The 20,945-nt window shown below is 47.1% G+C and carries 21 protein-coding genes and 1 pseudogene; 16 read left to right on the top strand and 6 right to left on the bottom strand.

The genetic code is table 11. The features are described from left to right. The first annotated feature begins 71 nt into the window (after positions 1-71). The 8 genes from KHS78_RS20300 (at position 72) to KHS78_RS20265 (ending at position 8,644) form a co-directional block, all read left to right on the top strand. Entirely contained in the window at positions 72-485 is a 414-nt protein-coding gene (locus tag KHS78_RS20300) for a GtrA family protein (RefSeq protein ID WP_211830711.1), read from the top strand. A gap of 506 nt (positions 486-991) precedes the next feature. Next, complete coding sequence (mnmG, locus tag KHS78_RS20295; protein ID WP_211830709.1) at positions 992-2,881, top strand: tRNA uridine-5-carboxymethylaminomethyl(34) synthesis enzyme MnmG; 1,890 nt, start codon at positions 992-994, stop codon at positions 2,879-2,881. A 586-nt stretch (positions 2,882-3,467) separates the two neighbouring features. Further along, complete coding sequence (rsmG, locus tag KHS78_RS20290; protein ID WP_343216949.1) at positions 3,468-4,109, top strand: 16S rRNA (guanine(527)-N(7))-methyltransferase RsmG; 642 nt, start codon at positions 3,468-3,470, stop codon at positions 4,107-4,109. A 43-nt stretch (positions 4,110-4,152) separates the two neighbouring features. Continuing rightward, on the top strand, positions 4,153-4,965 hold the full coding sequence (locus tag KHS78_RS20285; protein WP_211830707.1) for a ParA family protein: 813 nt from the start codon (positions 4,153-4,155) through the stop codon (positions 4,963-4,965). Positions 4,966-4,967: 2 nt separating this feature from the next. Next, positions 4,968-5,885 (top strand): ParB/RepB/Spo0J family partition protein, encoded by a 918-nt coding sequence (locus tag KHS78_RS20280; RefSeq protein WP_343216948.1) that lies wholly within the window; start codon positions 4,968-4,970, stop codon positions 5,883-5,885. Between the two features lie 70 nt (positions 5,886-5,955). Next, positions 5,956-6,339, top strand: a complete 384-nt coding sequence (locus KHS78_RS20275; RefSeq protein ID WP_211830706.1) for a hypothetical protein — start codon at positions 5,956-5,958, stop codon at positions 6,337-6,339. Positions 6,340-6,639: 300 nt separating this feature from the next. Then, a complete protein-coding gene (locus tag KHS78_RS20270; protein WP_211830704.1) occupies positions 6,640-7,134 on the top strand; it encodes a DM13 domain-containing protein in 495 nt (164 codons plus the stop codon). A 523-nt stretch (positions 7,135-7,657) separates the two neighbouring features. Then, positions 7,658-8,644 (top strand): YopT-type cysteine protease domain-containing protein, encoded by a 987-nt coding sequence (locus KHS78_RS20265; protein ID WP_211830702.1) that lies wholly within the window; start codon positions 7,658-7,660, stop codon positions 8,642-8,644. Positions 8,645-8,702: 58 nt separating this feature from the next. Here KHS78_RS20265 and ahpF read toward each other — a convergent pair whose 3' ends face one another. Continuing rightward, positions 8,703-10,283 carry an alkyl hydroperoxide reductase subunit F gene (gene ahpF, locus KHS78_RS20260; protein WP_211830700.1) on the bottom strand — a complete coding sequence of 527 codons (1,581 nt, stop codon included), beginning with the start codon at positions 10,281-10,283 and terminating at the stop codon, positions 8,703-8,705. A 125-nt stretch (positions 10,284-10,408) separates the two neighbouring features. Next, on the bottom strand, positions 10,409-10,978 hold the full coding sequence (gene ahpC / locus KHS78_RS20255; protein ID WP_211830698.1) for an alkyl hydroperoxide reductase subunit C: 570 nt from the start codon (positions 10,976-10,978) through the stop codon (positions 10,409-10,411). A gap of 488 nt (positions 10,979-11,466) precedes the next feature. Between ahpC and KHS78_RS22720 the strand changes: the two genes are divergently transcribed. From KHS78_RS22720 to KHS78_RS20230, 5 genes and pseudogenes are all read left to right on the top strand, one after another. After that, positions 11,467-11,733, top strand: a complete 267-nt coding sequence (locus KHS78_RS22720) for an IS1 family transposase (RefSeq protein ID WP_211830753.1) — start codon at positions 11,467-11,469, stop codon at positions 11,731-11,733. A 97-nt stretch (positions 11,734-11,830) separates the two neighbouring features. Continuing rightward, entirely contained in the window at positions 11,831-12,028 is a 198-nt protein-coding gene (locus KHS78_RS22715; RefSeq protein WP_211830696.1) for an IS1 family transposase, read from the top strand. A gap of 22 nt (positions 12,029-12,050) precedes the next feature. Beyond that, positions 12,051-12,854: a nicotianamine synthase family protein gene (locus tag KHS78_RS20240; protein WP_211830694.1), complete on the top strand. Its 804-nt coding sequence runs from the start codon at positions 12,051-12,053 to the stop codon at positions 12,852-12,854. A 28-nt stretch (positions 12,855-12,882) separates the two neighbouring features. Continuing rightward, the gene (locus KHS78_RS20235) at positions 12,883-14,052 is read left to right on the top strand and encodes an MFS transporter (RefSeq protein WP_211830692.1); all 1,170 of its coding nucleotides are present in this window, start codon (positions 12,883-12,885) and stop codon (positions 14,050-14,052) included. A gap of 175 nt (positions 14,053-14,227) precedes the next feature. Next, positions 14,228-14,383: pseudogene (locus tag KHS78_RS20230) on the top strand (transposase); the annotation flags it as partial. A 76-nt stretch (positions 14,384-14,459) separates the two neighbouring features. On the opposite strand, the gene KHS78_RS20225 reads toward KHS78_RS20230, so the two are convergent. The 4 genes from KHS78_RS20225 to KHS78_RS20215 form a co-directional block, all read right to left on the bottom strand. After that, the gene (locus KHS78_RS20225) at positions 14,460-15,950 is read right to left on the bottom strand and encodes a sodium:solute symporter family protein (RefSeq protein ID WP_211830690.1); all 1,491 of its coding nucleotides are present in this window, start codon (positions 15,948-15,950) and stop codon (positions 14,460-14,462) included. A gap of 73 nt (positions 15,951-16,023) precedes the next feature. After that, on the bottom strand, positions 16,024-16,992 hold the full coding sequence (locus tag KHS78_RS20220; RefSeq protein WP_211830688.1) for a DMT family transporter: 969 nt from the start codon (positions 16,990-16,992) through the stop codon (positions 16,024-16,026). A gap of 105 nt (positions 16,993-17,097) precedes the next feature. Beyond that, complete coding sequence (locus KHS78_RS22535; protein ID WP_281417124.1) at positions 17,098-17,220, bottom strand: hypothetical protein; 123 nt, start codon at positions 17,218-17,220, stop codon at positions 17,098-17,100. 102 nt (positions 17,221-17,322) lie between these two features. Then, positions 17,323-18,471: a serine/threonine protein kinase gene (locus tag KHS78_RS20215; protein WP_343216947.1), complete on the bottom strand. Its 1,149-nt coding sequence runs from the start codon at positions 18,469-18,471 to the stop codon at positions 17,323-17,325. A 258-nt stretch (positions 18,472-18,729) separates the two neighbouring features. On the opposite strand from KHS78_RS20215, the gene KHS78_RS20210 reads away from it, so the two are divergent. From KHS78_RS20210 to fre, 3 genes are all read left to right on the top strand, one after another. After that, positions 18,730-18,936 (top strand): hypothetical protein, encoded by a 207-nt coding sequence (locus KHS78_RS20210; protein ID WP_211830686.1) that lies wholly within the window; start codon positions 18,730-18,732, stop codon positions 18,934-18,936. A gap of 384 nt (positions 18,937-19,320) precedes the next feature. Next, on the top strand, positions 19,321-19,881 hold the full coding sequence (locus KHS78_RS20205; protein WP_211830685.1) for a cyclase family protein: 561 nt from the start codon (positions 19,321-19,323) through the stop codon (positions 19,879-19,881). Between the two features lie 46 nt (positions 19,882-19,927). After that, on the top strand, positions 19,928-20,629 hold the full coding sequence (gene fre, locus KHS78_RS20200; RefSeq protein WP_211830683.1) for an NAD(P)H-flavin reductase: 702 nt from the start codon (positions 19,928-19,930) through the stop codon (positions 20,627-20,629). The last annotated feature ends 316 nt before the right edge of the window (positions 20,630-20,945 follow it).

The raw sequence follows: 20,945 nt of genomic DNA, 5'->3' as shown, positions 1-20,945 counted from the left end.
ACGAGTTATATCGATTCATGCTAGTGAAAGATCCATAGAACAGCCACTTCAGACAACGCAGGGAGCCGTGGGTGTCACTGATCATTTTAGGGCGGGAAGTCTTTCGTTACGGGATTGTGGGACTCCTGTCTGCCGCTACGCATTTTCTGGCGGCGTTGTATGCCATAGAGATTCTGCTGCTATCGCCCATTGTCGGTAATCTTGGCGCGTTTGTGTTTGGTGCACTGGTGTCTTACCTGGGGAATTCATTCTGGACGTTTGGTCATAGGCGGGGAGTGACCTTTTTCTCTGGTCAGCAACGTTTTACACGTTATCTGTTGCTGGCGGTATGTGGTTTTGTCTACAACGCGATTGGCATGCTGATATTGACTGAGTGGACGGCGTTTCCCCCGGCGATCTGTATTTTCCTGATTGTGGTCAGCTGGCCAGCCATCAGTTTCCTTCTCTGCCGCTACTGGATTTTCAAGGTAGCAACTCACCCCTGATCCTTCCTGAACCTGTCAGAACACACAATTTTCCTGTTATCTAACCTGTTGAAAAGTAGGCAGAAAAGTACTCGGATAATCTATGGATTAATTCTGGATTTAAATTCATCTGTGTGTAACTTGCCACTTATACACAGCCTAAACCCATCATAACCTTAGCTTTCCTACTTCAAGTTAACAGACTTATTAAGCGGCTATCTTGTTGATAATTATTGGTATTTTTATCTTTTCCACTGAAATTATCCACACTATACATAACAGCATTAACAAGAAAGAGATTAAATTGAGTACTGATTATTTATTATTTCTGTAATGACGGCTGTTACCGCCTAAGTAAAGGAAAACACCGGTTTTTTTTTGATCAACCGACGGTATACTTGCGCGATTTCTTCAGGCAGCCAGACACCTCGGCAACACAGGCCGACGAAACGGAATTGAAACAACCAACAACGGTTTGCTGTCTGACTTTGAACTGATCAGACCCTTTTTAAGGAGGGACGAACTGCGTGGAATTTCCTGCACGGTTTGGCGTAATTGTTATTGGCGGCGGACATGCCGGCACAGAAGCGGCCCTGGCAGCCGCACGCATGGGTGTAAAAACCCTGTTGGTTACCCACAATATTGAAACGCTGGGACAGATGTCCTGTAACCCGGCCATTGGTGGTATTGGTAAAAGCCATCTGGTGAAGGAAATTGACGCCCTCGGTGGCGCAATGGCCATGGCGACCGACCGTGGTGGTATTCAGTTCCGCGTATTGAATTCCCGTAAAGGCCCCGCCGTCCGTGCAACCCGCGCGCAGGCTGACCGTATCCTTTATAAAGCCGCGATTCGGGAAACCCTGGAAAACCAGGAGAATCTCTGGCTGTTCCAGCAGGCTGTGGAAGACCTGATTGTTGAGCAGGATAAGGCGGTCGGTGTCGTCACCCAGATGGGACTACATTTTTATTCTGATACCGTCGTGTTAACCGCCGGCACCTTTCTGGGTGGAGTTATCCACATCGGACTGGAAAACTATTCCGGTGGTCGTGCCGGTGATCCGCCTTCGATTGGTCTGGCCAAACGTCTGCGTGAACTGCCATTTCGTGTAGAACGCCTGAAAACCGGAACGCCGCCACGAATTGATGCGCGTTCTGTGGATTTCTCTGTGATGCAGGTGCAGCCGGGTGATACCCCGGTGCCGGTGATGTCGTTTATGGGCTCTGTTGAGGATCACCCTGAACAGATCAGTTGCTACATCACACATACCAATGAACGTACCCACGACATCATCCGTGGTGGCCTGGATCGTTCACCGATGTATACCGGTGTGATTGAAGGGATTGGTCCCCGTTACTGCCCGTCGATTGAGGATAAAATCCAGCGTTTTGCGGATAAAAACTCCCATCAGGTGTTCATTGAGCCGGAAGGGCTGACGACACACGAGCTGTATCCCAACGGGATATCCACAAGTCTTCCGTTTGATGTGCAGTTGGCACTGGTGCGTTCTATCCACGGTATGGAAAACGCACATATCAGCCGTCCGGGTTACGCGATCGAATACGATTTCTTTGATCCCCGTGATCTGACCAGCTCGTTGGAAACCAAATATATCGATGGCTTGTTCTTCGCCGGACAGATCAACGGCACCACCGGTTACGAAGAAGCAGGCGCTCAGGGGCTGCTGGCAGGCCTTAACGCCGCACTGAAGGCCCAGGGCAGGGATGCATGGTGTCCGCGTCGTGACGAGGCTTATATCGGCGTTATGGTGGATGATCTGATCACTAACGGCACCACCGAACCCTATCGCATGTTCACCAGCCGTGCTGAGTACCGTCTGATTCTGCGGGAAGACAACGCTGACCTTCGTCTGACCGAAAAAGGCCGTGAGCTTGGCTTGGTGGATGACCGTCGTTGGGAGACTTTCTGTGAAAAACAGGAAGGGATTGCAAAAGAAACGGCGCGTTTGACCACAACCTACATCCATCCGAATACCGCAGCAGCGGAACAGGTGAATGCGAAACTGGAAAAACCAGTGGGGCGTGAATACAGCCTGCTGGAACTGCTGAGAAGACCTGAGCTGGTTTACGACGATGTGGCATCCCTGAATGGCGAGCCTGTGGAAAACCATCAGGTCGCTGAGCAGGTAGAGATCCAGACAAAATATCAAGGCTATATCGAACGCCAGACCGAGGAAATCGATCGTCTGCGCCGGCATGAAGAAACCCGTTTGCCGGAAGGTTTCGATTATGACGTAATTTCAGGTCTGTCTAACGAAGTGCGGATCAAGCTGAAGGATATTCGTCCGGAAACACTGGGGCAGGCCTGTCGTATCCAGGGGGTCACGCCTGCAGCGATCTCGCTGTTGCTGATCTACCTGAAAAAACGGTCGATCATCAATGAGAGACAGCGGGCGTAATCAGCTGTCTTAATGAGAAAAAGGGTGCATTTGCACCCTTTTTTATTGTTTTGCTTCTTCAAAAGACCTGTGAGTGCCAATCACTACAATAAAAATATAAAACGAATCCTGCCTTAAATGCCCTTGAATTATCTGCAAAAACACCGAATATTTAGTGGTTTTCACTAAAAATATTAATTTTTCTGAGATTGTTTATCCCTCTAAACAGGTCGTAAAAAATTTGATTTGAAAAGATAAATGTAAGGAAAAATATAAACTATATTTGTCGTTTAAGTTAAAGGTTATCAATCAAAGGTGTTATCGAAAAGCGATTTGATTAAATATTGATCTATAAGTGTTTCAAAGGAAGTTTTCGAAACCAATAATACTGGTCAGTTGACTTTTAATACTAGAAAATACCCGTGTTTTTCAGTCTATTTATTAACCACCTACTTTTTCATATAAGACCAATTTAAGAAAATTGCACAATGGTCTGATGATCAAAATGACTCCATGTTTGAACTCTGTCGTTTATGGAGTAGCACCCCCTATAGCCGGAACCAGGGCTTTGCCATAAAATTGATCAATTTGCAGACGGGTTGTAACAGTGCACGGTATTGAGGGTTTACTCGCGGTTGGCGTCGATGCGATGGGGCTGAAAGTCACCGATCAGCAGTTAGGCCAGCTGACGACGTATGTTGAGATGATGGCGAAGTGGAACCAGGTCTACAACCTCACTGCAATTCGTGACAAAAACGCCATGGTCAGCCGCCATATTCTTGATAGTCTCACGTTGGTGCCGCACGTCAGCGGTGAGCGTTTGCTGGATGTTGGTTCTGGCCCCGGTTTGCCGGGTATTCCACTGGCCATTATGTTCCCGGAGCGCCAGTTCAGCGTACTGGACTGCAATGGCAAGAAAACCCGCTTCATGACCCAGGCAAAAACAGCCCTTGGTCTGAAGAATGTTACGGTCGAAAATCGACGGGTTGAAGAGTGGCAGATAGAGACCGGCTTTAATGAAATTACCTCCCGCGCATTCAGTTCGCTGGAGGATATGGTGACAGGTACCAGCCATCTGCTGGCCGAAGGCGGTCGCTGGCTGGCGATGAAAGGCATTCATCCGGACGAAGAACTGGCGCAGTTGCAGGCCGTCAGACCGGATGTCCAGCTGGTTAAATCCATCCAACTCTCAGTTCCCGGTTGTGATGGAGAGCGTCATCTTGTCATACTAGGGTTTTCCGGGAACTGATACGGACAGACTTTTTCCGGCTCTATACGTTCAGGTTCTTAATGTGAGCAAAATACTTGCGGTAACCAATCAGAAAGGTGGGGTCGGTAAGACCACCACATGTGTCAACCTGGCGGCATCGCTGGCGGCGACCCGTCGGCGTGTGCTGATGGTGGACACCGATCCCCAGGGCAACGCCACCATGGGCAGCGGGATCGACAAGCACCAGCTGGAATATTCCATCTACGATGTTCTGGTGGGCAATTGTAAGATTGGCGAAGCGATCCAGGAAACGGATGACGCCGGTTTCACCATCCTGCCGGCCAATGCCGACCTGACCGCCGCTGAAGTTGAGCTGCTGGACGTGCCGGAAAAGGAACGCCGCCTGCAGAACGTGCTGGACTCTGTCCGCAGCGAATACGATTTTATCCTGATCGACTGCCCACCTTCCCTGAACATGCTGACCGTCAACGCCATGGTGGCGGCGGACGGCGTGATCATCCCCATGCAGTGTGAGTACTATGCCCTGGAAGGTCTGACGGCCCTGCTGGAAACCATTTCCGGTATTTCCCGGACCATGAACCCTAAGCTACACATCGAAGGCATTCTGCGGACCATGTACGATCCGCGGAACAGTTTGACCTCCGAGGTGTCCAAACAGCTGATCGGGCATTTTGGTGAGAAGGTTTACCGCAGTGTGATTCCCCGGAATGTCCGGCTGGCGGAAGCGCCCAGTTATGGACTACCCGTGCTCAAGTACGACAAGAATTCCCGTGGCGCCATCGCTTACCTTGCCCTGGCTGGTGAGTTGATTCGCCGGCAGGAGGCCAATCAACCGGCTGTCGAGCCCCGGCAGACCGTATCCGCAGAGCTTTGACTATGGCAATGAAAAAACGCGGTTTGGGAAAAGGACTGGGTGCTCTGCTACAGAGCGCTCAGGTAGCGGCTGAGATCCGGGAGCTGCAGCAGCCGGAGACGACGGAACAGCCGGTATCTGCGGAAGTTAAGTCGGTTCGTGACAAGATGCTGCGTGAAATTCCGGTGGAATTCATCCAGCGAGGCAAGTATCAGCCCCGTCGGGACATGAGTCCGGAAGCGCTTGAAGAACTGTCCAATTCCATCAAGGCCCAGGGTGTCATGCAGCCAATTGTGGTGCGCCCTGTGGACGAAAACCGCTATGAGATCATTGCCGGTGAACGCCGCTGGCGTGCTACCCAGCTGGCCGGGCTGGATCGTATTCCTGCCGTTATCCGTGAGGTTTCCGATGAGTCCGCCATTGCCATGGCGCTCATTGAGAACATCCAGCGGGAAGACCTGAACCCTATCGAAGAAGCGTTGGCACTGTCTCGCCTGAAAGAAGAGTTTGAGCTTACCCAGCAGGAAGTGGCGGATGCTGTGGGTAAATCCCGGGTGACGGTAACCAACCTGTTACGCCTGATGACACTCCAGACGGATGTCATGAAAATGCTGGAATACGGTGATATCGAGATGGGCCATGCCAAAGCGTTGCTTGGCCTGACGGGCAATGACCAGCTGGAAGCCGCCCGGACGGTCGTTGCGAAAAGCCTCTCTGTCCGCCAGACCGAAGCGCTCGTTCGCCGCCTTCAGCAGCAGAAAGAATCTCCGGCATTTGAGATCAAACGCGTTGATCCCAACATCAAAACGCTCGAAGAAGACCTTTCTCAGCGTATCGGTGCCCGTGTTGCCATTCAGCACTCCGCCAAAGGTAAGGGTAAGCTGGTGATCAGCTACAACAGTCTGGATGAGCTGGACGGCGTGCTGGAACATATCAAGTAACGCCTGATCAGTAGCCTTTCAGGAAAGAAAGGTTACGCATTGAAAAGGATGAAAAAGGACTTAGCCAAGAATGGAAAAAGCGCTTGGCATTCTGTTTATATCCCTCTACACCTTCTTCTTTTTTGGTGGTTTTGCGATCCTCTATAGTTTGATTGCTGGATGCATTGTGTTTCGTAAATTACGAAAGCTGTTTCCTGCGTTTTTGGTGTTACTGGCTTACCAGGCTTTGAGTGTCACCATAATCTTCCCTCAGTTTATCCCCGGATTAGTGACGTTTATTGCGCTCGCTGGCGTTCTGCCCCTTATTCTGGGGATAGGCAGCTGTATATGGGGGTGGAAGAAAATGGATACCAAGCGCGAAAAGGGTATCGCGATAACACTGATAATCCTAGGATATTTCCTCACTGCATTTCAGGTGTTTTTTTATATCACTGCCATATGGGGAACGATCTGAGTATAACGTCAGGCCCCAAAAAATATTTTCAGTTTTCAGTCTCCAGTACTTGATTCACACCATGCCATAATCACAGAGGTGTCATTTTTCCAACTGTTTGAAACTACACCAGGAAGAACTGCTATCACGAGATCCCAAGACTTTGGTAAGGTTTCCGTCAGGTATGTTCCTGACGAACTTCATCCAATAAACATACAGCTAGCAACCGTTTATGACTTTATGGAATGTTGAAATGCTCTTATAAGTTTTCTGCTCTAAAATAAGCGATATTACAATAATGAACCTAGTGTAGGTCTTAGCATGAGTCACCGGAAAAGTCGTCTCCCCCGTCTAGTGTTACTGACACTCTCTCATAGTGTTTGTCTTACTGTGGGTTTTGCTGCAGGCATTTACCTTCTTCCTATCCTGATAGCACCTGAAGCACCTTCGGTAGCCGTCATTGAGGACAGTAAAAAAACTACGCGTTTTCAGGGACAGTTTTCGAAGGATAGGAAAGACAGCGACAAGCTCCACTGGGGTGAGGGGCAGTTCAGTATCAATAAGGATTCAATCAGCTTTTCAGGAGAACTGGCGCCTGGGCCTGACTATAAGCTGTATCTGTCACCGGTTTATGTAGAAACGGAAGATGCTTTTAACCAGCACAAAGCAGACATGGTTCGTATTGGCGATGTCAAAACGTTTAATAATTTTATTATTCCACTATCACCAACTATAGACCCTAACCAGTACAACACCGTCATTATCTGGTGTGAGACGTTTGGACAGTTTATTACCTCTGGACAATATCAGCCATAAACCTGTTTAAGTTAAGAGTGGGGAGTTGGGACAGGTAGATACTTCTAACAGTGGCAGCATCTACCATTCACACAACACCGAAAGCTTGTCTAAAGAGAATGTATACAGGTTCCGTTATTCATTTTTTGGTCATGTTTCAAATACCCTATTCTAGAGAAGAATTAGGCGATGACTTTGGTTGAAATTTGCATTTTTCGTGTCGGCAGAGATAACGTTGCAAGCCGGATTCCACTTTACCGTTTTTAACAACTCCATCAATGTTTTCATTGTGTGTGCATACAACGTTAATGAGGATGTAATCCAAAATCCGCAGCATAACCATTACTGGGGATTATTATATACGTAATCAACGGATCTGATTTATGATTAAATATTGAGTTTATAAAAATGACTAGAAAGTGCAGGGAATATTGAAATTTAATTTTCATAGTATTAATTTACTTTTTTCATAACAAAATATGTTAGTGATTTTTTATGTTTATAAAGTTTACCCTAATTTTTTTAAAAGTTAGAGGATGTGCTTATGAGAGAGTCTGTAGCTCCTGATAAAAGCTTTGCAAGAAGTTTATCTTTTGATCCTAGTAAATATGAAAAAAAACGTGGTTTCTTGAGTAAGTTTACGTTGTTTAAAACTGATCCTATTTATTTGTTGGGTGCCTGTGTTGCAACAGGATGTTTTTGTAGAGCATTAGGTATCGAATCATGGGTTAAGCGAACACTTGTTTTTATGCCAATAGGGTTTGTTACATTCGTTATAAGAGAAGCACGTTCGGGACTATATAATGAACATTTTGAAGAGCTAGGTGCGGCTTGTGGAACAACTAAGCTTAGTGATGAATGTAAAAAGCTAGGTGGCAATACAGGGCCTTCTTATAGTCAGGTTTCATTAAATTATTTATATAGAAAAGATGCAGCCTTAGAGCAAGGGATTAAGCCTTCTGTTTGTAGAGGTTTGGTTGCTGCATGGCTTGATGGTAAGGGTAATGATTTTAATACTGAATTTTTTGATCGAGGAATTCAGTATCAACAACAACATGCTGGTAAAGCATTTATTTTCACTATATTGGATACATTTGAGGATTTGGGACTAAAAAATACAGTAGAAGGGGAGTTAAAAATAGAAGGGGTTAAGATTGCAGTTATTAAAGAGGATGAAGTTAAATTAAAGGATAAGGATAATACTCTGAATAGAGGAAGTAGTCACTATATAATTCAATTATTGAAGGACTCAAAGGGTGAATTTCAAATATCTCAAACTATAGATACACTTGTAAAAAATATGAGGACAACGGATAGAGCATTCGTTCATATTATAGGTGCAGATGATAAAGGCCATGTTTTAGGGATTAAGGTTGAATCTGAAATGTTGACATTTTTTGATCCAAATTTGGGGGTTTTCTTTGTACCATTAGATAAATCCGGATATTTATTTGATGTTGTATTGAATGAATTAAGCTACGAGATCGAAAAAGTTTTCATTACACCATTAAGTCCAAGCATGAGCTCATAGCTCATAAGATTATTAATAAAAATACAGCCCGATTATGAAATCAGGCTGTATTTTTTATTTATGATGCCTTGTTTTCTAGATCAGGTGTTCTGATCAGGTAATCAAACGCACCCAGTGCTGCAGTCGCACCACAGCCCATGGCAATGATGATCTGCTTGTAAGGCACGGTAGTCGCATCACCTGCTGCAAACACGCCGGGTAGGGAGGTATCACCTTGAGCGCCGGTGATAATCTCACCGAGAGGTGTCATCTCCACAGCCCCTTTCAGGAACTCGGTGTTAGGCACTAGACCGATCTGGACAAAGATACCGGCTAACTCCAGTTCTTTGTTTTCACCCGTCTTGCGATCGGTGTAACGCAGACCAGTTACCTGTTCGCCGTTGCCGATAACCTCAGTGGTCTGGGCTTCCTTGATGATGTCGATATTGCCCATGGAGCGTGCCTTATCCTGCAGTACTGCGTCAGCGCGTAGGGTGTCGGCGAATTCCAGCACAGTAACGTGTTCAACAATACCAGCCAGGTCGATTGCCGCTTCAATACCGGAGTTACCGCCACCGATCACCGCGACTTTCTTGCCTTTGAACAGTGGACCATCACAATGCGGGCAGTAGGCAACACCACGACCACGGTATTCCTGCTCACCCGGCACATTCATTTCCCGCCAGCGGGCGCCGGTAGCCAGGATCAGGGAACGGCTCTTGAGTTTGGCGCCGCTTTCCAGTTCCACTTCAATCAAGCCGCCAACGGATTCTGCACCAATGATCTTGCTGGCGCGCTGGCTGCTCATGATATCCACATCGTAATCGCGAACGTGTTCTTCCAGGCCGGAAACCAGTTTCGGACCTTCCGTCGCTTTTACGGAGATAAAGTTCTCGATGGCCATAGTATCCATGACCTGTCCGCCAAAGCGATCCGCCACAATACCGGTGCGAATACCTTTACGGGCCGCATAAATTGCCGCAGAAGCACCCGCAGGGCCACCACCGACAACGAGTACATCAAAGGGATCTTTCTCACTGATGGCTTCCGCCTGACGTTCGGCGGCTTTGGTGTCCACCTTGTTCAGGATTTCCGCCAGGGCAATACGACCCTGTGCAAACAGTTCACCATTCAGGTAAACCGAGGGCACGGCCATGATCTTGCGGCTGTCGACCTCTTCCTGGAACAGGGCGCCGTCGATCATGACGTTGGTAATCTTGGGATTAATCGCTGCCATCATGTTCAGTGCCTGGACCACATCCGGGCAGTTCTGGCAGCTCAGGGAGACATAGGTCTCGAAATGGTATTCACCGGACAGGCCCTTGACCTGTTCGATCATCGCCTCATCCAGTTTCAATGGATGACCGCCGCTGTGCAGCAGCGCCAGTACCAATGAGGTGAATTCGTGGCCCATGGGCAGGCCGGCAAACCGGATTTCAGTGCCGGTGGCCTTGGAGCGAACCAGCATGGACGGTTTGCGTTCGTTGTTGTCACGGCTTTCAGTCGCAGTGACTAGTGGAGACATCGTGGCAATTTCCTGAACCAGTTGGCTCAGTTCCCCGGATTTTGCGCTGTCATCAACCGACGCCACGAGTTCTACCGGGGTTTTCAGGTTTTGCAGATAACTTTGTAACTGCGATTTGATCTTGGCGTCCAGCATGGCTGCTTCCGTCCTTTATGAAATACTGCAAACAAAAGCGTTCAGAAAACGCCCCGCCAGGGGCGGGGCGGCTCACGACTGTCGCTGATGGAGAGGACGACAGCCAGTGATTCCTGCTTTCTTACTTAGATCTTGCCGACCAGGTCCAGAGAAGGCGCCAAGGTGTCTTCACCGGGTTGCCATGCTGCCGGGCAGACTTCGCCGTCGTGCTCAGCGATGTACTGGGCTGCTTGAGTCTTACGGACCATGTCCTTGGCGGAGCGGCCGATGCCCAGATCGTGGACTTCAGTGACCTTGATCTCACCTTCCGGGTTGATCAGGAAGCTGCCGCGCAGGGCCAGACCTTCTTCCTCGATCATCACACCGAAGTTGCGGCTGATGACGCCAGTCGGATCGCCGATCATCGGGAAGCGGATCTTGTTAATGGTGTCAGATGCGTCGTGCCATGCCTTGTGGGTGAAGTGAGTGTCGGTGGACACGGAGTACACTTCAACGCCCATGGCCTGCAGCTGCTCGTAGTGATCTGCCATGTCGCCCAGCTCGGTGGGGCAGACAAAAGTGAAGTCAGCCGGGTAGAAGAAGACAATGGACCACTTGCCCATCAGATCTTGTTCAGTGACTTCGACGAAATCGCCTTTGTGGAATGCAGTGGCTTTGAAAGGCTTGATTTTGGTGTTGATCAGAGATTGAGTCATGGTCATGTTCCTTGGTTTGTTCGTTCGTGAGTAACGTTTCGTTGTGATAAATATAAGGCCAGCTCTTAGATGTTTAAAATTAATTAAAATTATAGGGTTGATAGATTTTGTTTAATGTTAGGAGCCTTGCCAGAGGGGATAACTGCAGGTTTAGGTAGGCTGTTAGAAGGGTATATGGAGAAACATTTAGCTATCAGAACTTCTAGATGTTTTTTGCTTAAAGTATGTATAGTCATTTGCCAAAGCAGAGGTATCTGCTAGTCTTTATCGATAATGATAATCGTTAACATTTAGCGTTATGCTTAATGTTTATAACTAAGAAAAAGCTACTTTATATTGATGTAGGCTTTTTTATAGCGTGATTTTTACAGGATGGTTGTTAAAGCTGTACGGTGTTATTTTCTTTTGGAAATTTGGTTGTGAATCAGATCTATTGATTACGTATATATAACAGTCCTTTGTAATGGTTATGCTGCGCATTTTGGATTATGGGTGTCATTGATGTTGTATGCCCGCACTGTGAAAGTATGGATGGTGTCGTGAAAAACGGTAAAGCAGACTCTGGGCTGCAACGTTATCTCTGTAAATGCAGCTTTCAGCTTGATTTCGTCTATAACGCTAACAAAGCGGGTACTCACGAACGTATAAAGGATATGGCGATGAATGGCTTGGGAGTCAGGGATATGGACCGGGTACTCGGAATCAGTCCAACTATTATCATTAGCCATCTAAAAAACTGGTGCCGCCGAATGTGAAATAGCAACCTTTGGAGGGGGAGGAACGGCGGTTGATCTGTCAGATGGGCGAGTAATGGTCATTTGTCGGTAATAAAGGGAGCCAGTACTGTGTTCCATGCTTGGGGAGCCTAACTATCAGAAAGTAATCAGTAAGGAGTTTACCCAGGGTATTGAAAGAAACCATCTGACGCTACCTACACGGAATGAGCGGTTGAATCTAAAGATCATCTATTTCTCCCGTTCAAGGAGCGATATGACAAAGTCATCGGAGAGTTCATCTCGAGAATGTGATATTAGCCTGTTTGAAATATAACCGGAAATTGAGCTAGTTTACTATGTTGAAAGATAATATTATTAATTTATATCGTAAAATATCTCTTCTAGATTCTCTTAAACCATGTCAGAAAGTGAATACATTATTTCAGGAGCTTTGTTTTTTGGTTACAAAAAACTACTCCTCTAGTCTTGTTGAAAATATACTTAATGATAGTGATATTAAGTCAATTATATTTGACTTGCATAAGTTATGTGCAGAAGGAGAATATTTACTTGAACTTCATTGGTCAGAAAAAATAGCGCTTTCTTCTTGCCCAAAAGAATTTTTAAAAAAATTTCCATACAGTGAAAATTATTACAGTCTATGCCGATTAGAATATCATGCTATGGTAGCCTCTTTAGGTAGTAAACCTGAGAAGATTCTTTTTCTTGGAGCTGGTCCACTGCCCTTAAGTGTGATTATATATTCATCTTTCTATAACTTGTCGTGTACTCTTCTTGATAAATCTGAAGAAGCTTGTTCTTATGCTGAAGTAATACTTTCAAAACTGGATGTAAGAGTTGATAATATTATTTGTTCTGATTCTGAGTTTTATAAATCTTATGATAATTATGATGTTATAATATTTGCAGCTTTAAATGGCATTAATAAAAAAGAAAAATTAAATATTGCATGTAATGTTAGTGAAAATAGTTCTCAAGACACATTGTTATTGTTTCGATCTTCATATGATTTGCGCCGATTACTTTATCCTGAAGTAAATTTAGATAAGCTCCGATTTATAAATAAATCTCTAGAGATAAATCCTTTTAATCATATAATAAATTCTATCATCATTGCATCAAGAAATAGTCAGCTCTAATTTTTTGGTTTGATTGAGTTGTTTGATAATGAAAAAGCGTCACTGTTCTTTGTTTTTTATTCTTCTCTTTATAAATTTTGGATTTAATCTTTCATTCTATATGGTTATTCCATATCTTAGTCATCATATAACTAACTCATTAGGGTATAGTGCTGCATTTGCAGGAGTTGTTCTTGGGGTAAGAAATTTGAGTCAACAGGGGTGTTTTCTACTGGGTGGAATATTAGCAGATTGTTATGATTATCGATCCACAATTATTAATGGGTGCTGTCTTAGAGTTATCGGTTTTTTTCTCTTTGGTTTTGCAAGTAATGAGGCTTGGCTTATTGCTTCAGCTTTTTTGAGTGGTATAGCAGCTGCTTTTTTCACACCTGCATTTTATGCCTGTGTTTCTCAAATAACAGTTGAAGGGAGACAGCATGATTGGTGTTTTGCTTGCCATTCTCTTGCTGAAGGCCTAGGTATGCTTGTAGGTCCTTTATTAGGGTATATTCTTATATTAATAGATTTCACATTGCTATGTATCGTAGCCGCCTGTATTTTTTTGATACTTATTATTGTTCAAATCCTATTTTTTCCAAGAAAATATTGTAAGAGAATTAATTGCATTAAATGTCTTGATTTTTCGTTGGTTTTCAAGAATAAGCGATTTTTGTTTTTTACTGTTTTGATGTCAGGTTATTATATTGTTTTTAATCAATTATATTTGGTGATCCCTCTTTATTTATCTATATATCAGCTTGGCGAGTTTGCTATTTTTAGTGTTTTTTCTTTGTCGGCATTAACTACGTTATTTTTGCAGATGAAGGTTACATCCCTTTGCCTAAGATATCTTAAACGTCATCAGAGTCTTGGAATTGGTCTTATTTTAATGGGTTTGCCTTTTTTGCTTCTTCTAAGTAAAAATGCATCGCTATGGATGGCAATACTTACAACATTTATTATGATTTTGGGGAATTTAATTTGTTTTCCATGTGCTATGGCACTGATATCAGAGCTATCTAATGAAAAAAATAAAGGGCTTTTTTATGGTTTTTTTTATTTTGTTGCAGGTGTTGTTGGAGCCTTTACAAATTGGATAGTTGGAAAACTATGGGTTACTCTACCATCATTATCGATATTGTTTATAGTTTTATCAAGTGTCGCTTGTGGCATGTTACTCTTTTGGCATGAAAGTCAATACAATAAACAATGCTGAATGGTAGATGATTCTTTAAATCTATTTTGGAAATACAAGCAACCAATAAAATAAGAAATTATGCATAATTAATCACTAGGTAAACTCTCGGCTATGCCGGGGAGACTCGCATAGGTTTTACCGAGGCGTTAGTAGCTAATCTCGAGGTTCCGCCAGGAATCAAGAGATTTAACCTATGCCAGACTACAAGAGTCTGACCCATACTCGCTGGGATTGTAAGTATCATGTGGTTTTTATTCCGAAGAGGCGCCAGAAAGTGATCTACGGACGGTTGAGAAAGTTTCTTGGGAACATATTTCATGAACTCGCCAAACGTAAGGGTTGTGAAATTGATATAGATGAAAAAAAACCCCGCAAGAGCGGGGTTAAAAGTGTTATCAGCATTGACTGATAACGGCTCCTCGACTTCAGTGAGACCCGGATTCCGCCAGGGTCAGTAACTGGGGTTTTCCAACCAACAGGGTTTCCATTCTGTTCAAACGGCTGACCACCACATAGATAATGCTGGACACCAGGCAGCCAACCAGTGGCGCCTCCACCCAGCCAGTATTGGTAAACAGCAACAGACCGCCAGACAGGCTGAAACCGGTGACCATACTGGCTAGTGCGCCGGCAGCGTTGCCGGGCAGGAAACTGCTGATCAATACTGGGCCGATCAGGGTGGCCATCAGTGTGCCGGTGGCGGTAATCGCAAACAGCGACAGCATGACTGGCGGTGCATAGAGGGTCATCAGCAGTGTGACCCCGCCCAGACAGGCCAGGATTAAGCGGTTAAACCGCAAGGCATGCTTTTGAGAGAGATGGCGGTTCGGGCAAAGGGCGACACGCAGATCATGGGAAAGGGCGGAGGAGGACACCTGCAGCACCGAACTGGCCGTGGATTTCATAGCAAAAATGATGAACAGGGTGATCAGGCCGGATGCCACCGGCGAGACAAAATTCGCCAGGAAGTAGGGCATGGCGTTATCGGCGTTACCCAGTTCCGGATGGCGAATCCGCACATACAGCCCCACGATGGGCACCAGGCTGAGCAGGCAGGCGATCGGCGCCATGATCAGTGCAACCTGATGGATTTTTACATCCTTCCGGAACGCCAGAAAACGTATGGACATATAGGGAAGAATGGCGCTGAACAGGAAAGCGTAGGGGAAAATCATGAAGACCTGGAATCGCGAGTCACCGTAAGGCGCCGCCGTTTCCGGGTCTACCAGTGTCGGCTCAATGGCTTCCAGTTGTGTTAGTAATTCTGTTGGTGAGACATCACTGAAAATCCGGTGTGCGATAAATACAGCCGCCGCGGTCATGCCTGCCACCATTAGGGTATCCGTCCAGGCTACAGCTGCCATACCCCCTAATGTTGTGTAGAGGATGATGATCCCGATCATCAGCACAATGGCATGGTTCATGGAAATCCCGAGCCAGCTGGCACCCAGCATGCCCATCGCCCGGAGTTGGCCTACCAGAAATATCAGCAGCAACAGTGCCGTTGCCAGTGCAGCAAAACCGTGGATAAAGCGTGTCAGGGCCGGTGAGCCTGCGTGGCTGCGGGCAATGTACTCAGGGATGGTCAGGCTGCCCATCTTCAGGGCGCGACGGTAAAGGAAGGAGGCGAAGAACAGGACAGCAAGGCACATGGCGGGGGCATAGAGAAAATTGCCCAGAATCTCGATGGTGCCGTATTTGTAGGCGACACCGGGGGAGCCCATAAAGCCCCAGCCGCTGTAACCGGTAGCGACAATACTGGCGGCGCCGACGACCGGCCCCAGACTGCGCCCGGCCAACAGAAACCCACCTTCTCCCTTGCTGTTGCAGACCCGGCGGCTGGAAATCAGTCCTAGAGCCACCAGTACAAAAACGGAAATACCTAATACTACCCAGTTAATCCAGTTCGAGGTCATCAGTGAACCCTCTCTCTTGGAGGGCGCTGCACCTCCCTGTGCTGCGCCGTGAAACAGTTAACCTGTAAAGCGGTTAGTGCGTGTGTCGAACTGTTTCTGGAACCGGGGTTGGCTGTCGGAGTTTGCTGAAGTGATCGACCACGGTGCTGGCCACCACCTGGCCGACACCGCCAATAATGATCATGGCGCCACCAAAGGCCTGGAAGGCGGTCATGGTTTCACCGAAGACCAGGATGCCGATACCGGCGCCAACCGCACATTCAAAGTAAGCAACACAAGCCAGTTCGGCAGCTTTCAGGTGGCGGGCGGCTACGGCCAGCAGCCCCAGGGCGGCAAAGCCGGTGAAGAACGCCATGGCGATCAGCCAGAGCCAGGAGCTGCCATCCATCATTGCCAGCGAGGGTGGGTTGAGGATCAGGTAAATGGCAATTCCCAGTCCGCCAAACAGGAAGTTATAGAAAGAGCGGATTTCTGAGGAGACGTCTGTGCGGTAACGGCTGAGGAACAGATAGAGGCCATAACCGAAACCGGAGACAAGCCCGAGCATATCACCCAGCATGTTCTCCGCCTTGAAACTGAGGCTCATGGTAAAGCCGGTAGCGGCGTCGTAGTTGATCAAACCGAGGATCATCAGCGTTCCGATGAAGACCAGGAACAGCAGACAGCCGGTGATCTTGTCGACTTTCTCTTTCAGGAAAATGGCGGCCAGAATGCTGGAAAACAGCGGGCCGGTATAGATGAGGAAAACAGCATTGGCCAGTGTTGTATGTTGAGTCGACGACACATACGCGGCCAGGCAGAGGCCCAGCGAGACACCGCCGCAGATAATCGCGGGTGAAAGTCGTGTACCCCGGAGATAAATGAGTTTTCCGCTGGCCAGAATAATGGCGAGGGTGCCGATGGCGCCGACGGTGAAACGGGTAAAGGCAATCACATCGCCGGAGGTATTGATATGGCGGGCAAAGAGTCCCACGCAGCCCATCAGCGTCGCTGATATCAGCATCGTGGTATAGCCCAGGGCTTTGGTATTGGTGGTGGACACGGTGAACTCCCTGGTATCAAATTTCTTGATAAAACTGCCTGGAAGTCCGGACGTGAAGGTTGCAGGAAAAACAGTGGGAAATGGCTGACGCTGGAGGCTCAGCGATCACTGTTCCGCAATACCTTTGGCGCCTTTCGCTTCCCGGTAGCAATAGACAGCTGTCACAAAACCTAACAGCGCAAGGTTGAGCACAACAAAACTGGCAGCGGTCCATGAAGTGGTGAACATTGTGAGTATCCTCCGCGCAATGGTGCTGATTATCCTTGCCTGAAACTGAATAACCCCTGAACAAAACCAGGAAAGCGCCGAAGCGCTTTCCTGTTATCTTGCTTATTCGACCGGACGGATCTGGGTGCCAGGCACCTGAACCGGGAAGTAGTCTTCGCAGGACCCTTCGCGATAGACGTCCGCGGTGCAGCAGTGGATGCCGCCGCCGAAGGCGTAGGCGTCGCGCAGAGGCACAGGAATGACTTCCATACCCAGTTTGTCCATCTGTTCCATCTGGTGGACTTCGCTGGCTTCGACGCAGACGGTATTGTGATCCAGTACCAGGCAGTTCATGGACAGCCAGGTGCTGGAGTAGCACAGCGGTGGTGGGTTGTCGTGGGCAGGCATCGCTGCATCGACGATTTCCCAGTCGTTCTTCGCGAAGATCTTGCGCTGTTCTTCCGGCATCTTACGATGAGGATTGTTGATGCACAGACCGGGACGCAGTGGAACGAAGGTGGCGTCGATGTGGATCGGGTAGGGGTCGCCTGGGAAGTTAACGGCGTGGACACGGTGGTCGTGGAAGTGGCGCTGCAGCCATTCCATTGCGGTGCGGTTGGTGGTCAGGCCGTGCTGGACGAACAGGTCTTTACCCATCCGCATGACGTCAGCCGCGTCGAACATGGGCTCAACTTCTGTGGTGACGAACTCCTTGGCGGCCACTTTTTCCAGACGCTCTTCGATGGTCATAGCATGCTTGCCCATGCCGTAGTTCGGCCGGTAGGACTCATCGGTCAGGCGGGGACGAGGCGCCTGTTCCCAGCGGAAGGTGGGATCTTCGCGGAAGTATTGCTCCATCAGCGGCCAGTAAGCGAGGTATTCAAAATAGCGGCAGCGGAAGGACATGGGGGCAGACAGAATTTCTTTACCCACAGTCAACAGAACGTCACGGGGAGGCATGCAGCCGAACATGGAGGAGGTCTGGAAGTCAGGGGTCTGAACGGACTGGTTCCACTGGATAGGGCTAGGACGGTCAACGCGGACGCCACGGGATTCGAGCAGTTTGGCAAAGCCGTCGAGCTGTTCATTGGCGGCTTCAACGGTCTCCAGCGGACGGGGACCCCACATGCCTTTCATCTTGCTGTCTACAGGAACTTTGTCGTCTACAGCGGGTTCTGAAGGAGGTACACAGCAGTGGTCGGCGCGGCCGACAATCACGTGCTTCAGAGGGTCAAAGTCGTTCCAGGAGCTGACAATAGTATCTTGAGTCACAGGAAATACTCCTCAATTAACACATTAGCTAGCGTCATTTATCGGATCGGGCAGTGGTTCACTGTCCGAACAAATCAACACTCTGTGCGCTGTCGCCATAGCCCGCGGCTGGACGGTTTACCCTCGGGTAAAAAATGAAGCCGTGTCGTTTATGGCCCGGATTCTTCGGGCAATACTTTCCCGTATTTTTAATCGATAAAAATCGATAAAAAATGAAATCCATGCTGCGCTTTTGTTCACGACTGCCGGTTATTTATCATGCAACGACTGTCCGGCAGTTTTTTGCTTCCCGGTGTTGATGTTGCCATCCGTGCCGGGGTTGAGTGCTATCCTACGCTTTCGGTGGCGGTAAACTACAAAAAAACTGCCAGGGCTTACCTGTTTAATGCTCACGAATATCAAGAAAATGCTGTTTATTCTATGAACATTGATTTGGGTCAAAAATCGATACTGAGTCGACTTTGATAGGTATTTTTTTTCGATTGGGCTGTGCGTTTGGTTATGAAAAAACGGCGTTGAACGGGTTAAAAGTGCCTTTCTCAGAGTTGTGATGGCTAGTGGTGGTGCCAGGAAAAGGGCTTTTATTACCGTATTTTTGAATACCTGAACCCATCATTCACCTTGTTAACTTATTGATTCTTACGGATAAGAAAACATACCAGTCATATGGTTGAAGTTAACATTTGCCTTAAAATCAATTGGTTATGTGATTTTTATAGTGAAGGATAATCAGAAGACGAAGGTTGTCCTGTTAGCGATAGTTTTTGTCCTGATGGTTGTAATCTGCCTTCAAAACGCATCTTACACTGTGCCGCATCAACCTTATTACCGATAGAGCGGACGAAAACCATGCAACCTGTCACCCTTTCCCTTGAACTCACTGAAGACCATCCGGCCTATCAGTGGGCCAAACGTCAATCGGATGCTGTCAGCGCCATGGGGCATATTGGTACCCATATTGACTGTTATACCCGTGAACCTGAAGAGGCTTTTTATCGTGTAGAAACCGTCGTGCTGGATTGCCGTAGCGGTATGCCCACCGCAGACAACATTACTCAGTTAAGTCTGTCAGGCAAGGCGCTGGTACTTTATACCGGGAATCTGGAACGCAATGGCTATGGCAATGATATATATGCGAAAACCCGCACAGTACTGGATAGCCTAGTACTGGATCAGATTCTGACGGAATCACCAGCCTTTATTGTGATCGACAGCTATGGCATCGGCGGGCATGGCGGAGAACATCAGATGTTCGATAAACGCTGTGAGCAGCACGGCTGCTTTGTGATTGAAAACATCACGCTGACCGAGCCTGTGGCAGAACAACTGGCTCAGCTGGAAATCACTATCGACAAGACCATTCAATCCTCCGGCAAACGGGTGGATGTGAAGGGAATTCTGAAGCACTAACAGGAAGATGGCCGGTACTACTTACCGGCCATGATATGGACAGATAATGACGTACTGTACTGTAGAAACGATAAAACAGGTTGGGCCAGCGGTATATCAAGTGATCTTGCAGGCTGAACAGAGGGTTGATCATAAACCCGGGCAATACCTTTATTTACTGATGGATGAGACAACACGACGGGCTTTCTCCATTGCCAGTATTCATGACGGCTCCAATCGATTGGAGTTGCATGTTGGTGGTGCCGAGCCGAGCCGTTATCTTGATGAAGTGTTGGAATATCTAAACAACCGTTACCGTCAAGGCCTGCGCCTTCGTATTGATGCGCCTCATGGTCGTGCATGGCTTAGGGAGAAGAGTGACCGGCCGATGTTATTGATCGCCGGTGGCACAGGGTTTTCTTATATTCAAAGTATTCTGCGATATAGCCTGGTACATTTCCCTGACAGAGAGGTCTTTCTTTATTGGGGAGGGCGTTATCAGGCGCATCTTTATTTTGATAGTGAGTTGGCTGGTTTGGTTAAGCGCCACAAACAGTTCACCTATGTGCCTGTTGTTGAAACAGCATCCGTTGAGTGGTCTGGCAAAGTCGGACAGGTCATCAGTGCCGTCTGTGAGGAATTTGAATCGCTGGAAAGTATGGATATCTATCTTTGTGGGAATCCTGGAATGATTAAGGAAGCGAGAGATATATTTGTGACTACAAAAAAAGCAGATATCGCGTGCATTGTGTCGGATGTTTTAATGTGAGATTTTGGGACAGAATGTTAGTAAAAAATGAGAGAGCAATGCTAAATGAACACTATTGTTGATTTAATCGATCATTATTTCTAACAATCTGCTGACAGGTATTTTTAATAAAAATAAAAAGTATTCCTTTAAGCGAGTTATAGATTATCACACGTTAATATTATTGATATTTAGTGGGTAAAACCTTCTGGATACTCACTTTATAAAATATATATTTTAGGATTGTTAGAAAGGTAAACAGGATTGTTACGCAATTTTTATATAAATATAAGTAATATCGATACTTTTAATATCTAAAAGTATCAGGTGTTTTTAT

It is taken from the genome of Kistimonas asteriae, assembly GCF_018263925.1.
In the GTDB taxonomy this organism is placed as follows: Bacteria; Pseudomonadota; Gammaproteobacteria; order Pseudomonadales; family Endozoicomonadaceae; genus Kistimonas; species Kistimonas asteriae.
Note: the sequence above shows the minus strand (reverse complement) of the source record. Positions and strands in the feature narration are given on the sequence as shown.